This is a genomic window from Atopomonas sediminilitoris (assembly GCF_022601735.1).
Lineage (GTDB): Bacteria > Pseudomonadota > Gammaproteobacteria > Pseudomonadales > Pseudomonadaceae > Atopomonas > Atopomonas sediminilitoris.
In genome coordinates this window covers 39114-54047 of sequence record NZ_JAKUMM010000011.1, presented here as the reverse complement: position 1 = coordinate 54047, position 14934 = coordinate 39114, and the positions used below count along the sequence as shown (strand labels likewise).

Here is a 14934-nt window from a genome sequence, read left to right as displayed (position 1 = left end):
CGCAGCGTTAAAAAACTATGTTGGTGCTAGGTCAAAGCGCATTAACGGCCCTGAAGAAGGTCGCAAGCTTGATCGAATAAACGCAGAGGATCTTGTGTTTTATGCACTTGCGTTGAAAGCAGCTGGCGAAATTGACGTGCGCCGGGAAAGCCCTGAGCTAGGCCTAAAACATGGCGGGTAATATGATGCAGTGCGCCGCCTTCGGCTAGGTGTTGCTCAATATAAGGCCGAATGGCCCGCAAGGCTTGTTCGCGAGAGGGAGGCATATGGTTGGCGGAGAAAAGCGCAGCATCTACCTCGGCAAGCAAATAAGCATTGTGATAAGCCTCGCGTCCTAACATGACGCCGTCGCAGTGACGTAAGTGCTCTTGGCATTCCGCTAAGGTCTTAATTCCACCATTAATAATGACTTCAAGCGCTGGAAAATCTTTCTTAAGCTGATAGACCCACTCATAGTTGAGCGGCGGTATTTCACGATTCTCTTTCGGTGAAAGCCCTTCCAGAATGGCAATTCGGGCATGGACAATGAATGTATTGCATCCTGTTTCCGCAACTTGGCCTACAAAGTCACAGAGTTGGCTATAACTTTCTCGCCCATTGATGCCAATGCGGTGCTTAATAGTCACGGGTATAGAGACGGAGTCCTGCATGGCTTTAATGCATTCGCTGACGAGAGCAGGGTGAGCCATCAAGCATGCGCCGATCATGTTGTTTTGTACCCGGTCGCTAGGGCAGCCAACATTAAGGTTTACTTCGGCATAACCCGCTTTTTCAGCAAGTCGACTGCTGGCAGCTAAGTCTTGCGGGTTACTGCCTCCTAGCTGAATAGCCAGCGGGTGCTCGTCCGTGTGATAGCGCAAAAAACGCTGCGTATCGCCGTGTAGCAGTGCGCCCGTGGTGACCATTTCCGTATACAGCAGAGCATGCTGAGACAGTTGGCGTAAGAAATAGCGACAATGCCGGTCTGTCCAATCCATCATCGGTGCAACAGAAAATCTCCTATTTACCGAATCCTCTGGTTTTCCTTGATTTTCTAAGGGGTTGTAAGGCATTTGGTGAGTTCTCGTTTGCTACGATTTACTGCGATTTTTGCTTGTTTTTGCAATGCGTTTGCTAAAATGTAGCAACACACAACAGTCGTGTAGCAAAAAAACATGGGCACAATTACTACTCGCAAGCGTAAAAACGGTTCTACGGCCTATACGGCACAGATCCGCATCATGAAAAAGGGCGCGACAGTTTATCAGGAAAGCCAAACCTTCGATCGCAAGGCCGGAGCACAGGCCTGGATCAAAAAGCGCGAGTCTGACTTGGCTGCGCCGGGCGCTATCGAGAAGGCAAACCGGAATGGGGTTGTAGTCAAAGAGATGATTGACCGCTACCTGAAAGAGTATGAAAAGCTTCAGCCGCTTGGAAAAACCAAGCGTGCGACCCTGAGGGCAATCAGCGAGACGTGGTTGGGGCAGGTAGAAGACAAAAACATCTCAAGCCAAGTCATCGTTGAGTATGCTATGCGTCGAATGGGGGAAGACGGAGTCCAGGCGCAAACGGTTGGAAATGATCTTTCTCACTTGGGGGCAGTGCTTTCAGTTGCCAGACCAGCATGGGGCTTCGACATCGATCCTATGGCGATGCCGGATGCGAGGCGCGTGCTTAAAAAAATGGGAGCTGTAACTAGGAGTAAGGAGCGAAGCCGTCGACCTTCTAAGGATGAGCTGGATAAGTTGTTGGGATACTTCTGCTCGATGAGAGATCGCCGCAGGCAGGAAATTGATATGGTGCGTGCCGTTGGCTTTGCGCTGTTCTCCACGCGGCGACAGGAGGAAATTACCCGCATACGCTGGGATGCGATGGATGAGGGCAAGCAATTGGTTCTCATTACTGACATGAAAAATCCGGGACAAAAGCATGGAAATAATGTTTGGTGCCACGTTCCGGATCCAGCCTGGAGCATTCTGCAGTCGATGCCGCGAATTTCTGATTACGTATTCCCCTACAACGCTCGCTCTATCTCGGCCTCATTCACCAGGGCGTGTTTGTTTCTCGAAATTGATGATTTGCATTTTCATGATTTGAGGCACGACGGAGTAAGTAGATTGTTTGAAATGGGATGGGACATTCCTAGAGTGGCGTCAGTGTCAGGCCATAGAGATTGGAACTCTTTGCGGCGGTACACCCATTTGAGAGGTAATGGAGATCCCTACAAAAATTGGCCGTGGTTGGAGCGTATTGTTAGTGGCCCCGTTATTGAAGCCAAAAAACGGTTACGGCGATTGCCCTGATCCTCTTCCCATGAGTTTTTCATGCTCCATCTTCGCTTTTTGGTGTTGAGCGTCGAGATAGGTTGCAAGGTCATTCAAGTGAACGCCTCTGGCAGCTTTCTGGCTTTTTTCGATTGCAACTAACGGAAGATCAATGTCGCCACTGGCAATCTTCAATTTAAGCTTTTCCGGCGTCAGGTGGCTGAAATAGTCGCGACAAACGCGCTCAAGTGGAATGATCACTATGCCGTTGTATTGTGCTAGCAATATAAAAGCAGTGTTCATTGTTGCGTCCCATTTGGGGTGATTGATTTAAATCGTATGGTTAATGCCGGGTGCGCATAGTGTTGATGCGTCTGGTGTTGAAAGGTGGAACGAGTAAAAGTATGTAGTGCTGCGGCAGGTCTCGCTGTCTATCGACATGCTGTCTAGGAGTGTTTTTGTGATATGCGAGCACACCTGATCTTTAATTCGCTCAATATCAACTGAGAGGTCGCACGGCAAAAACTTGTAGTACTTGATGTGAGTGAGATGTTGTGCCCAGGCTTGAGCGCTTGATCCATCCTTGTAATCCTGTACATAGATCTCAGCAAGGCAATCTTTGATCTTGCAGTAATGGAGACGGAGCGCATTCGCGCAGTAAATTTTATACTCACTTTTTGAGTGCTTGTATACAAACATCAAAACTCCATGCGGCTGATTTTGAACTATTTCTAGTAGCTCTGTGTGGTTGATGTTCTCCGAGAATACTTCATGCTTATTAACGGCTGTGCTGACTAGTCCAGCGATCAGCGGGTCAGTGCTAAGGCGAGGGGTGGTGGGTAGGGCCATATCTAATACTCCTTTCTGAGTAAACTTAGCCGAAGTGGCATTGGCAGAGTTGAGGGTCTGCTTTACTTTTTATTAGGGTTGCTAATAATCGGTTTCGTTGGGTTTCTTAGTGGTGCCCATGGCCATAAATGGCTTGATCGAGTTCGCCTGCTGCTGCTTGCAGATATAACCATGGTGCTTCATCTCTCCTCATTGTGAGTATTGTGTGTCTGGTTTTTGATAGCCGTTTGCGCTGCCTATTTAAGGTGTTCTTGCGGCACGACTACCAACACTTACCGTGGCGGTTTGACCCATGGTCCATTGAGGCGTCGAGTCCAGTCTTCTTCTTTCTGAAGTCGCTTCATTATTTTCTTGACGGTAAGCCAGTACCTGTATCGGGTCTCTGGTGCATCTGACGCCTGGTGAACCTTCAAAAACCAAATAATGTGCTTTAGCCTCCACTGTTCTGGGCGTCGCAGCCTCCATCGACCATAAATAGCCTCGAAGATTTTCCTGGCTTGAGCCAGCTCGCGTTCATATGTACTAGGGGAGCCTTTCAGAACGTGTTCGAGGAAGTCCTCCATAGGGCATTTCATTTAGTGCTGCTTCCCAGGTATGAGTTAGTGATTTCAGTTCTGTTGTGTCCTAGCTCTTTGCTAATTACTTGTCGGCCTTCGCGGTCTGACTCTTTCTCTTGTTCTGATAGGATTTTACGTTTTGATATTACTGGGGAGGGGTGGCCAACCAGCTCTTCGTAGCGTTGGCATGCGTACGCGGCCCTAAGCTCATGAAAACCTTTGATGATGTTGATGAATCCACTTCTTCTGGCTTTTTCAATGGGGCCGCGTAGGAAAGATATGTAGCTTTCCTCAGGTGAAAGCAGGTTTTTACTGGACTTTGGTGAAACTTCAATTGCATAGTCGATAGCTGCTTTAACAGCGTCGGTTGCTGGGATCCAGCGTTCTGCAAACGCACCTTTTCGGCCACCTTTTGTTCCATCTTGTATGTTTATCTCTCCGCGCTTGCTTGCTTCGTTACGCAAACGCGGTAAGTTCGATAGGATTGCCTCGCGAAGTCGCATTCCACATGCTCGAGCCAAGCCAACTATTGCTGCAACACGTTCTAGGTCTTTAGCTACAAGGTGCTCTTGAAGTAATGCAACGCTGTTGGTGTTTGTTCCGTTTGGAGGTGAGGTGCGTATAAAAGTGCGCTTTTTATCAAGAAGAACTCCAATTTTATCGATCCGTATTTTGTTGTCTCCTCGCAGAATCTTAAAAACCACATTGCATGAGGAAATCCTGTTATGTGCAGTTGCTACAGAAATTTCCTCTTCTTGCATCTGTGCCTTTAGGTGGTCCGCATAGCTAACAAGATTTTCGTGACTGATCTTGCGTAAATCATCTATGCCAAGATTTATCCTCATCCAGTCGCAGAACAAGTTAAAGCGTTGGCTGTGCGCTTCTACTGTTGCGAACCTTCCGTTTCCACAATGTGCTCTTAGAGCGTTTTTGGCTGCATGCTTCGGACTTCTTCCGTGTCCAAAATTTTTTGCATTGTGTTTCCCGTACTTTGCCATATCTAATTCTCCTGGTTAATCGTCTAAAAAATTCACTAAACAATGGTCTGGGCCTTAATTTTTTAAGTTGTTTTTCTATTCGCAGCTGGTTCCGCCAAGATATGGTTAGTGCTGACAGGGAGAACCCTGCATCCGGCTGCATTCAGATCGAATCTGTCATTAGTTAGCGCAAGGCATGGCCGTTTAAGTCCAGGAAGGACGGCGGATATGGCTGGTGGGCTGACAGGCCACCGCATTGGGCGTTAGTGGATCGTTTACCATCGGCTGCCGTCCATGCCCGCTTGTCACGCGGGTGCCCATTAGGGCGGTCGTCAGTATCTCTTTGATGGGGGGGTAGACGACCGAGCAGCCGAGTAGGCTGCCTATCTTGTCGTCAAGTTTTGTGGGTTGCGATCTGACAGCGAAAACCAACGCTGTTCAGGACGAGAACAGGTATCGGCTATGCAAGTGCAGCGCTATGAGTCGTGTGCTTTTTATGAAGCAAACACAATCGCCTGCAAGAGAGCGGACGATGTAGCTTTTGAGGTGATGCTTTAGAAGTGCTGGTAGCCAGCTATGCGTAACGTATCCAGCATTGGATCGCGTCGGCAATAAGACTGTCTACTGGTTTTAATTTTTTTGCAATAGGTGGACGGAAATTTTTTTTGTCGGAGGTTTTGTCGATAAAAGTTGGCTTACGACCCACATATCACCTGGCTTCTGCCAATCCGTCTCTGTCGAAGGCTGTCATGCGACGTGTCAGCATAACTCTTACTGCGAGAGGTAAAGCCTTCCTTCGATTCAGAATGAGCCTGTCTGAGGCAATAAAATTCGTCATATGCCAACTTGGCTGGAGCAGCGATTTGCCTGCACGGCCAAGGCCTTTGCTGCACGTGTTCCGCTGAGCGGGCGCAGCGGAAAAAGGTTGTTGCCGAACAGTCACTGTTTAAGATTGCCGAAAGGAAGGTTCAACAATGGAACGTTGTTGCACCAACATTTCAGGGGGTGTGTTGATGTACTTCAGCATGCACACGAAGGGGCTTCGTGCGCATGGCGAGAGACATGTCGGCGGGCAGCCTTGGCTCGTTATTTTTAGACTCCAACAATTTCTAGAGCGGGCAGCTGGCGTAATTTCCTGCGCGGTCGGCGTACAGTCGGCCCTTCGATTGCTCTGTTTCAGTGACTGTGTCTTGCCCGCTGGGCACCATCTTGAAGAAGGAGTTTTGCTTAAGCGTGCCTTCTAGGCCGGGTTTGCATTTTGGGGAGAGGTAGGAAAATGGTTGCGATGAGAGCATGAGGCCTTTACGGACGAAATTCACAACCTACTCAATAGCACCCTTGGAAATTTGCCGGTGGAGCCGCTGTGGCACGGCCTTTATCGAGGAGAGAAGCCTGCAATCTTTGCCGGCGATGAACCTATTTTCCTGACCAGCACAGGCGGGGAGAGCGGAGCGTTGATTAACTTCCTTGATTAAGATCTCCCAGCTTTACGGCGAATGTGCGCAGAACTGGCGAATGTGCCTAGTGGTACCTCGGTGGCGGTTGCCGCGACTCCTCACGATCAGCGTGAATTGACATAGAAGATCTAGGCGTTAGTCACAATGCAGCCGGCGATGAAAGGGAAAGAGTCCGTCTTTACAAGGCTGATTATGGCTGCGGTAGAGCCATACCTTAGCGCTGCGCCACGTGCGCAGCCTGAAATCGTGGAAAAACCGCCAGTTGTTGCAGGTGTTGGCCTGCGTGATTGCAAGGCTGTCAGAGCGGAGGCACTGCAAGAGTTTGTTGGCGCGCTACTGGATGCCGGAGTACTGGGAGGCTGGGCAGAAGAGCGATTTATGGAATTTGTAGAAACCTAGGGTGATCAGCAGGGTGCCTGAACTGAATAACACCGATGATAATTACGATTACGGCTACTTTGACTCAACTGCAGACGTCGACGCCTTCATTAAGGCTTTATTCGAACATGAAGTTGCAGAGCATAGTCACATGCGATGCAAAGACGTACAGGTCACCAGACAGGGCAAGCCGAGAATGCTCTCTGGGTGTATTTTCGCCAAGTCTGGCTCCATAAGAATGGATTGTGGAAAGCTAAATCGTATCGAGCGCGTGCTCTTGCTTGGGCATGCTGCGCTTGGGATCTCAGGCGCGCGTACATTGGCGAGTCGTATCCAGAACAGTCTTGAAGAGAAACTCACGGCAAGCCTTCCCAAAGGGGTTGTTTCAATTAAAGATTCTGGCTTTTTCATAAAGCTGCCTGATGGCGAAACAGAATTACAAACGACAACAGATGACTCAGCAACTGTGCTTTTTGCAGTCATTAAAAGCAGTGGCAATGGCGCACGCTTTCGCTTGCATTCTAATTAACAGTGTTAGTCTAGCTGTGACAGTTTTCCCGAGCTAGGGCCTTTTGTCATCGATGATGGTTTTATCATTGATGATCTTGAGGCTACGACAAACAAAGATGACCTCTCAGTGCCGGCTAAGATTGATTTTTTCTTAAGTATAAAGGCAGAGAAGAATGTTTATGCGCCGGCCGATAAGGGTGGCGAGCCGGCAGTGATGGTTAACATGATGTTCTCTGTCGATTGCCACCTGGCTCATCAGGATAGCGATGAAACTTGGACGCACCAGTCGGTCGCTGATCGCTTAGCTAAGAACAAACCAGACCATATTATCTACAGTATTGCCGGTAATTTTGGCGAGCAACGGGGTTGGCTGCGTAGTTGTCAGTACCAGTCAAAGGAACTTGGCGCCGCTTATTGATGCCTGAAGCGCGATAAAAACTGCCAGCTAACAGACCGTGTGAAAACAAACTAGCAAAGCGACGTTAGCTCTCAAATGCCTCGACTCAGTTCGAGGCGTTTGTTTTTTTGGAGGCTGGCGTAACGTGAACGGGCAAAAATGGCTCTTTCAGACCGGCAGTTCGATCATTTACTGCGCGCCCAGTACCTTGATTGCTCGTTTGAGGTTCTAGGCCTGCACGGCCAAGGCCATTTCTGCATGTGTTCCGCTAAGTTGGTGCAGCAGAAAAAAGGTCGTTGCCGAACAGCCACTGTTTGAGATTGCCGAAGGGGTTCTCAACGATGGAGAGTCGACGAACCATCATCTAAGGGTGTGTGTTGATGCGCTGCAGCATGAGCTCCTATGCTGTTTCGTGGGCATGCCGCGAGACATACAGAAGGGTCGACTGGGTGCATTGTTGCTTGAGCGGGTAGGCGGCGCAATCTTCGCTGCGGGCGGCGTACAGCCGCTCCCCTCGATTGTGTTGTCAGCGGCTGCGTTTTACCTGTGGGGCACTGATAGTTGTTCTACGCGCTTTAGATGAATGCGCTGGGATCGAGCTGTTGGACATCGCCGTAATTTTTAACCGCACGATGGGGGGGGACACGCTTGGTGATCTGAGCATCCTCACATACTTAAAACTGCTCGCCGTTGGAGTGGCCGGTGCCAGCAATGGCGCTAAGCGAGAGCTGGTCAAGCACTTTTTTGTTGGCTTGGGGCATCGGCTCGTGCGGTTGGCTATCGGCGCACTTCTGGGCCGCTTCGTGAGGGAGCACCAAGCAGTGCTCTGCATCCACGATCATCCGCACTTTGTACGCCATGTGTTTGCCTTTCGGCGCATCGCGCTCGCCTTGCTTGCATATTTCAGTGTGTCGATATCGTTGAGTAAAAGACACCTAAAGTATCGCTATGAGCCCTACAAAAAACACTAACCTGGTGAGCTATTTCGAGTTCGCCGATTGGACCAATATCTATACCGAGGCTCACATTGCTGAATTGATCCAGGTCCCACTCGCTGAATTTCTCCAGAACCCAAGTTTCTATCTGATCCAAGCTGGCCAGGAGACAGCTGTTGCGTGTGTCATGAATGGCTACAAACCGCTTCTGCCCAAGCAGGTTCTGGCCGCAGCCAAGATCCACGCGCAATGGAACTCGGAGGGCTAATCCAGGCCGCCTTAAGTGGACACACCATTAAGCATTTATACGAGCCTCGAAGGCTTCGGGGATATGTGGTTAGCGTGCTGTGAAGTCGTTGGCGGTTGTAGTCGATTTAGATCTGTTCAAACACGGTTTCACGCACTTGAGCGGATCTTGAAGCGCTCGACTTAGATGCATTCAACCTTTAAGACTATTAAAGAAGCTTTCCTCGCAAGCATTGTCGTAGCAGTTGCCTTTGCTACTCATAGTGCATCGAAGGATGTGCTTTTTTGCAGTAGTCCCTGATAAGCCGGAGCCTAGTACTGGCTGGCTTGGTGGCTACGAACGATGACCCCCTTAGGTTGCTTGCGGCGCTAAAGCGCCATTTGTAGTGCGCCCAGACTAGACCAGCGATCATCCGCGACGTTGGACGAAAGAGCGATTAATCTCGACGTGCCAATGCTGCAGTTGGAGCGGCTTGCGAATCAGTCACGCGAAATAGTCATTGCCTATGCGTTACTTAGCATTAGCCACTAACGTGCTTTGCCAACGAGTCGTATAGGCAGGCGATAACAACGTCTGCCGCATGGCCCAGTCGGCTGTTTTAGCCAGTCGTGCCGGTTGTAAGGTGCCGCGTCCCCAGCGTTGGTTGATTGCATCCAGCGTGCTCATCAGTTGTTGGCCTTGGTTGACTGGCGCTTGGCTGAATAAGTCCGGTGTGTAGTCGGTATGGCTGCACAAATCACTCAGTAATACTTGGGCTTTGGCATAGCTAAACCCTTCTCGGTAGACCTGCTCCAAGCCAAACAGCGCGGCTTTGATGATCAGGCGGCTGTCGTCGGTTGGGTAGGGTAGTTGGCAGAGAATGCCGTTGGCGTATTTCGCTTCGCTAGGCTTGAACATGCCGGTGCGTAGGCTGACGCGTACTTGGCGGCACAGCGAGCCTTGTTGGCGGAGTTTCTCGGCGGCGCGGCTGGCAAAGGCGGTCACGGCATCGGCAATCGGTGTGAGTTCACGTAGGCGTTGCCCAAACGAGCGGCTACAGCAAATCTCCTGCTTGGGCTCAATCACTTGCTCAAGACTCAGGCAGGGTGTGCCGCGTAGTTCGCGCACGGTCTTTTCCATCAGCACGTTAAAGCGCTGTCTTAGCGTCCACACGTCCGCTTGTGTTAGCTCCCAAGCGGTGTTGATGTTCAGGGCTTTTAGCTGAGCGCTCAGGCGTGAGCCAATGCCCCAAATATCACCGACTGGCGTAATCCTCAGTAGCTTGTTCCGCCGCTCAGGGTCGCGTAAATCAACCACGCCGCCGGTTTGTTGTTGCCAGCGTTTAGCCGCGTGATTGGCGAGCTTGGCGAGGGTCTTGGTCGGAGCAATACCAATGCCGACTGGGATGCCCGTTTTTTTCAGCACCTCAGCACGTAGCTGGCGGCCGATGTTTTCCAGCGGCTCAGGCAACCCCGTGAGCTCGGCAAAGGCTTCGTCGATGCTGTACGCCTCGACACTCGGCAGGCGGGCTTCTAGCACACTCATCACCCGTTCACTCATGTCGCCATTTATGTGTAATAGAAAGTCAATAAGAACCGGGCCATGCTCGCCCTTGGAGCTTCTCATACCCAACCGGTATGGCTGTAGCTTCTGAGGAGATCGCCGTCGCTCACCGGATCATCCGGTCATCCTGTTAGTAACCGGTCAAAGCTGATCTGTTACATCGAAGGCGGACACCTGTCCATCGACAACACCCCTGCCGAGCGGTGAACCGCCCTCCCATGTACATATGACCAAAACGTCGCCGTTATCCTACCGTTCTGTCATGCCTACCCACGACGGAGTATTGACGGTCTCCGTCCTATAACATAGCTTTTCCGAAAGGCGCTCAAGTACATATCGTCATGTGCATACGAGCCTCGTGTCGTTAAAAGAAATGGTTGGTGCCGCATGAAAGTGCTCTTCATGATGCCGTTCGGCGTGTCGAGCTTCTCCGCCCCCATCAAGATCAAGGCTTCGTCTTGGTGTTAGTGCCAGATGCACGTCACCTTGCGGTGCAGGAATGGAGTGTGAACATGAAAGCAGAAACGGAATCGCGGATTTTTTCGGTGGACGAATATGTCCGTCCGTCTAACGGCGAACCGATCCGTTCAGTTGTTCTGGAGACCAACGATTCTGTCGTTGTAGTTTGGCACGCCTACCCTAGGCAGGAAATAGCTGCCCATGTCCATCCTCACGGCCAAGATACTTGGACGGTTATCTCAGGTGAGGCCAAGTATTATCAAGGCAACGGCGTAGAAATTCATCTTAAAGCTGGAGATATTGCCATTGCAAAACCTGGGCAAGTACATGGTGCCGTGAACTCTGGTCCAGGACCTTTCATATTTGTCTCCGTGGTTGCGCCGGGCAGTGCAGGTTTTGCGTTATCTGAGAAATAGGCGAAAGGCCTGAGAGGAACCTGATGAATACACGAGTATTTACGTTCGCTGGTGGAGAAACGGGGGTTTGGCGCGTTGTTGCGATGAATGCCGTGGCAGGAGCCCCTCTCCCTGGAATCCCACGGCTCAACGTAGCCGCTGGCTCTGTTTCGCCGCAGCCTCCGGGCACCAAATGGCTCCTTCGCGGGATAACGAGTAACGAGCGCTATGTCGTGCGTGAAGAGAAGGATCGTCTCGTGGCGAAGCAGCCAAGCTTGGGTCGAGCAGAGGCTACCTGCGCCGCCCTGATCCCTATCCGGAAAAACCCCTCATGGTGGGGACTGTCTCAAGACGAACGCCGGAAGATTTTTGAGGAACAGTCCCGTCACATTCACATCGGGCTCCAATATCTCCCTGCTGTGGCCCGCCGCCTCCACCATTGTCGGGACCTGGGCGAGAACGAACCCTTCGACTTCTTGACTTGGTTCGAATATTCCCCGTCTGATGAGACGGCCTTTAACAGGCTTCTGGCCGAACTCCGAGCCTCGGTGGAGTGGCAGTATGTCGACAGAGAAATCGACATCCGGCTAGTGCATGAGCCGGCCTAGCATCAGGTTTAACTTCGATCTACGTGCGGCACACTCCTGCGACACCCGCAGCCCAGCAAAACCCCGAAAAATCTAGTGTGTCGCATAACTTAGGAGTAACGCGACAGGTATGTCTAGCGAGCCACTAGTCGCTTAAGAACTTTTCTACTTATAGCCTCCTCTTTCTCTCATCGATCTCCTCGGCATCCTGCCGTCTAGAGCCGGCACATTGTCCAGCTTTCGAATGAGGCTCTCCAGCTTTTCCAAGTCGCCCTCGGCAATGGCTCGCTCGTCGGGAGTTAAAGGCACGGCCTCCAAGTACCGTCCGATAGACGATTTGCTTTCCAATGCTTGGGCCCTTGCGCTGGCTTTCGGCAAGTTGAAGTCACACCCCGCACAGGCCATGCGATGTGGGCAGCTGCTCCAGAAGGGATTTGAACAATACGAGTCGCCCAAGTCATAGAAGGTGTAGGGGGCATCTGAATGGCGAACAATTACGTCATGATCGATCAAAACGGAGACCATATGGGCCATTTGATCGGCTTTAACGAAGGATGCTGCCAGCTTGGTAGGCCGAATTCGAATGTAATGCAAAGTCGAATTCGGCGAGCTATGTCCCGACCACTGCATTAGCTCGATCAGCGACATGCCCTGAGGGACGCTGGCGAGCGCCGTCACTGCGGAGGCACGTCCCCGGTGGCTGGTGATTCGCCCGCGACTGTCCTCCAGTGGCACACCCGCCTTGGCGCATAGCATTGGAATGATGGTGCCATTAATGACACTGGAGCCTATGCGCTTGCCTCGAAACTGAAATAGGTAGCTAACTTTTTCCCCGGTTCGCTCATCCAGCAAAGCGGCCTGGTTAGCAGGCCTGTCCTCCAGCCAGGCGTCAATGCGCTCCTTCACGACCACCGCTACAGGTTTGACGAAAGCTTTGAACGTCTTGCTGGCAGGAATATCGAGATAGCATAAAGTTTTTGCTGGAACGATGGTCCCATCCTCGTGTACCACATCATTGGTCTGAGGATGCGCGCATCTTTTATCCAAGCGCATGATTTCATTGCTGCGCAAACCAGCGTGCGTCCACACTACAGCAATGGCTTGAACCATCGACAGCGGATAGTGAATCTCCGAAAGCAGATCACTACGCTCAAGATTTAGACTCGCCCAAATCAGCTTGAGCCAGGTCGAGTCATCAATTACCCGCGGGTTGATACCCGAGTTGAATGTCACGGATCGCGGGGTGGCGAGGTGATGCCGGGGGCTGAACTTCAAACGACCCCATCCCCAGAGTTCAAAGTCTGTAAAAAATCGTCGCAAGGCATGTAGAAAGCCGCGCTTCGAGTTGGCAGCGATAGGCTGACCAAGCCCCTTTAGCTGTGTTCCCTTCGCTGACTCCAAAGCCCACTCACCGACCGTCATCCGGTCGACGGCAGCAATAAATGCAGCGCAAGTGGACATGCTCCAATCGGTAGGCGCCGCCATTCCTGATTGCTCGCGCGCTAGCCAGACACCGGTCCTCAAGATAAAACTGTAATTGCTTTCACGTGTGCGTGGACGCAAGGTGGAAGTGTCTCGCCATCGACGGCACCACATTGCCCAAGTCGGATCGATGCCTTCGATGCTTTTCGCCCGCCAACAGGTATAGCCTCGCATGCGTAAAGGTTTCGCCAAAATCCCCATGGCAGCGAGGCCGTGAGATACCTTTCCGACCGATCTCGCGACACCTTCGCTTCGATGCTGTTGGCCCTTCAGTAGCAGTTCCTCGGTGAATGTCTCCAACCGCGGATCGCCGTTTTCCAGCATCAAGGCACCCAGCACGTTGGAAAGGAACTGCTCAAGATGGCGAGCAGCGTAGCCCAGCGATCTCAACGCTTGGCTCAAGCGAACGTGCTCATGTCTGAACACGGCATGGCCGAAGATAAAAGAAGCATATATCGCCGGCTGCCGGAATTTGGCGATACGCTGCGGGGTTCGAAAATCGCCGAGATGGTAAGCAACGGAAGCGAGATATGGTCGTGATCCTGCTCGATTACTGAGCAAGGTCAACCACTGCGACTCAGACCAACACCAGTAGGGTTTACCGGTTTTGCTGACATTCCAGAGAATGACTGCCACTGATGAAATGGCTAATCGCTGAGAAACGCCGCTGTGCGCCGCTATATCAGCTAGCGGCCTCATGAGCTCAGGTATCTCTGATTGGAGGTAGCCCCAGTCTGAACGGTGAGAGCGATTCGAAAGTATGCTCAGCTCGATTTTCGATAGATCGCTCTGACGTACGTACTTGCTCGCGTCGAACGGAACATAAGGGGTGACTGAGGGGGTGCTCATAGCAATGCCTCAGACCCAAAGAGTTCACAGAACATCCGAGCATCGAGACTGCCGACGGAGTGCGCCATCTTTGCGGTTAAATCCGCGCCAGATAGGTGCAGGTAAATCAAAGTGGTTTTGGGGTCTCGATGTCCAGCATACGTGGTCAGTTCATGGAGCTTCCAGCCCGCACGGGCCAGATGGGTAAGCCGAAGGTGGCGAAAGGTATGAGTGCTCAGGTGCGATAGTTTCGCTTCCTTGGCCCACCCTTCAACCGTTTTACTCCACGCCCAACGGGACAGTGGCGAGCCTCGATTACGATCTGATGCTGATCGAAACAACGAACCTCGCATCCAGCCAGCGCCGCGAAGAGCATGTAGATGCTCTATCAAGACAGGTGCAATGTCTGGGCTGTAGCACACGACGCGGCTGCGTTTGCCTTTGGTCGTTTCCGCTCGCACCGAGATCAGTCGGTGTGCAACGTCTAAATCCTCAATACGCAAGGCCACCAACTCGGCACGGCGAAGAGCCCCGAAATACGCCAACGACAGCATTAGTCGATCACGGATAGACGACCTGGCCGCAATACTGAGAAAGTGTCGCCACTGCTCATCGGTGGGAATGTCTGGCAACTTAATCAGCCGTGGGAGCAAGCCCCTGACAAACCCTCCATGTCCAGGCACTTGGGCCAGCCGACCATGCTGTCCGCGGGGCACGGGGTTGTGCTCGCAAAGACCCTGAAAAACGAGGTGGTCGTACCACAACCGGATAGCAGTAAGCCGCTGGTGCAAGGTTGAATTCGCCACCGCGCTCTTTGCGCCAGGTAGCAGCTCACGGATGTAGAGCGTGACTTGTTCGAATGTCGCGGATTCGGGTTTCAGCCCACTCCCTTCGCAATGCAATAAGTAATGCGCAAGGGCACGGCCATAGGCGTCAAGGGTGGCCGGCGCACGCCCCAGATTACCCAAGAGCTCCAGCCAAGCTTGTACACTGGAATAACGACTTAACACTTGCTTGTGCAATGGGGTGGTGGTCATGGGCGCCCCCTGAGCGTCAACGGATTCAGCCTAGCTCAAAAGCATTCCACCTAA

General features: G+C 51.8%; 15 protein-coding genes and 1 pseudogene. 7 read left to right on the top strand and 9 right to left on the bottom strand.

Annotation, left to right across the window (positions count from 1 at the left end):
• Positions 1 to 41: 41 nt before the first annotated feature.
• Complete coding sequence (gene dusA / locus MKI83_RS16045) at positions 42 to 1052, bottom strand: tRNA dihydrouridine(20/20a) synthase DusA (RefSeq protein ID WP_241588285.1); 1011 nt, start codon at positions 1050 to 1052, stop codon at positions 42 to 44.
• A gap of 102 nt (positions 1053 to 1154) precedes the next feature.
• Between dusA and MKI83_RS16040 the strand changes: the two genes are divergently transcribed.
• Positions 1155 to 2282, top strand: coding sequence for a tyrosine-type recombinase/integrase (locus MKI83_RS16040; protein WP_241588283.1), 1128 nt, complete (start codon positions 1155 to 1157; stop codon positions 2280 to 2282).
• On the opposite strand, the gene MKI83_RS16035 is transcribed toward MKI83_RS16040, so the two are convergent.
• The 3 genes from MKI83_RS16035 to MKI83_RS16025 all read right to left on the bottom strand — a co-directional run bounded on the left by MKI83_RS16035 (position 2265) and on the right by MKI83_RS16025 (position 4647).
• Positions 2265 to 2546 carry a pyocin activator PrtN family protein gene (locus MKI83_RS16035; protein ID WP_241588281.1) on the bottom strand — a complete coding sequence of 94 codons (282 nt, stop codon included), beginning with the start codon at positions 2544 to 2546 and terminating at the stop codon, positions 2265 to 2267. The genes MKI83_RS16040 and MKI83_RS16035 overlap by 18 nt on opposite strands.
• Positions 2547 to 2573: 27 nt before the next feature.
• Positions 2574 to 3092, bottom strand: a complete 519-nt coding sequence (locus MKI83_RS16030; RefSeq protein ID WP_241588280.1) for a hypothetical protein — start codon at positions 3090 to 3092, stop codon at positions 2574 to 2576.
• A gap of 571 nt (positions 3093 to 3663) precedes the next feature.
• Positions 3664 to 4647, bottom strand: coding sequence for an integrase domain-containing protein (locus tag MKI83_RS16025; protein ID WP_241588278.1), 984 nt, complete (start codon positions 4645 to 4647; stop codon positions 3664 to 3666).
• 1592 nt (positions 4648 to 6239) lie between these two features.
• Here MKI83_RS16025 and MKI83_RS16020 point away from each other — a divergent pair.
• The 3 genes from MKI83_RS16020 to MKI83_RS16010 all read left to right on the top strand — a co-directional run bounded on the left by MKI83_RS16020 (position 6240) and on the right by MKI83_RS16010 (position 7389).
• Positions 6240 to 6482 (top strand): hypothetical protein, encoded by a 243-nt coding sequence (locus MKI83_RS16020; protein ID WP_241588276.1) that lies wholly within the window; start codon positions 6240 to 6242, stop codon positions 6480 to 6482.
• A 13-nt stretch (positions 6483 to 6495) separates the two neighbouring features.
• Positions 6496 to 6990 (top strand): hypothetical protein, encoded by a 495-nt coding sequence (locus MKI83_RS16015; RefSeq protein WP_241588274.1) that lies wholly within the window; start codon positions 6496 to 6498, stop codon positions 6988 to 6990.
• Positions 6991 to 7098: 108 nt separating this feature from the next.
• On the top strand, positions 7099 to 7389 hold the full coding sequence (locus MKI83_RS16010) for a hypothetical protein (RefSeq protein ID WP_241588273.1): 291 nt from the start codon (positions 7099 to 7101) through the stop codon (positions 7387 to 7389).
• Between the two features lie 653 nt (positions 7390 to 8042).
• Here MKI83_RS16010 and MKI83_RS16005 read toward each other — a convergent pair.
• Positions 8043 to 8228, bottom strand: a complete 186-nt coding sequence (locus tag MKI83_RS16005) for a hypothetical protein (protein ID WP_241588272.1) — start codon at positions 8226 to 8228, stop codon at positions 8043 to 8045.
• Between the two features lie 88 nt (positions 8229 to 8316).
• Between MKI83_RS16005 and MKI83_RS16000 the strand changes: the two genes are divergently transcribed.
• Positions 8317 to 8571 carry a hypothetical protein gene (locus MKI83_RS16000; protein WP_241588271.1) on the top strand — a complete coding sequence of 85 codons (255 nt, stop codon included), beginning with the start codon at positions 8317 to 8319 and terminating at the stop codon, positions 8569 to 8571.
• Positions 8572 to 8598: 27 nt separating this feature from the next.
• On the opposite strand, the pseudogene MKI83_RS15995 reads toward MKI83_RS16000, so the two are convergent.
• Both MKI83_RS15995 and MKI83_RS15990 read right to left on the bottom strand, forming a co-directional pair.
• Positions 8599 to 8918 (bottom strand): annotated as a pseudogene (locus MKI83_RS15995) (integrase core domain-containing protein); the annotation flags it as partial.
• A 142-nt stretch (positions 8919 to 9060) separates the two neighbouring features.
• Entirely contained in the window at positions 9061 to 10089 is a 1029-nt protein-coding gene (locus MKI83_RS15990) for a DinB/UmuC family translesion DNA polymerase (protein ID WP_306423276.1), read from the bottom strand.
• Between the two features lie 515 nt (positions 10090 to 10604).
• Between MKI83_RS15990 and MKI83_RS15985 the strand changes: the two genes are divergently transcribed.
• Positions 10605 to 10967: a cupin domain-containing protein gene (locus MKI83_RS15985; protein WP_071534424.1), complete on the top strand. Its 363-nt coding sequence runs from the start codon at positions 10605 to 10607 to the stop codon at positions 10965 to 10967.
• A gap of 23 nt (positions 10968 to 10990) precedes the next feature.
• On the top strand, positions 10991 to 11554 hold the full coding sequence (locus tag MKI83_RS15980; protein WP_026084028.1) for a chlorite dismutase family protein: 564 nt from the start codon (positions 10991 to 10993) through the stop codon (positions 11552 to 11554).
• A 144-nt stretch (positions 11555 to 11698) separates the two neighbouring features.
• Here MKI83_RS15980 and MKI83_RS15975 read toward each other — a convergent pair whose 3' ends face one another.
• Together MKI83_RS15975 and MKI83_RS15970 are read right to left on the bottom strand one after the other, a co-directional pair.
• Positions 11699 to 13864 (bottom strand): site-specific integrase, encoded by a 2166-nt coding sequence (locus MKI83_RS15975; protein WP_011914409.1) that lies wholly within the window; start codon positions 13862 to 13864, stop codon positions 11699 to 11701.
• The gene (locus MKI83_RS15970) at positions 13861 to 14880 is read right to left on the bottom strand and encodes a tyrosine-type recombinase/integrase (protein ID WP_011914410.1); all 1020 of its coding nucleotides are present in this window, start codon (positions 14878 to 14880) and stop codon (positions 13861 to 13863) included. Before MKI83_RS15970 ends, MKI83_RS15975 begins: the two co-directional genes overlap by 4 nt.
• Positions 14881 to 14934: the final 54 nt, after the last annotated feature.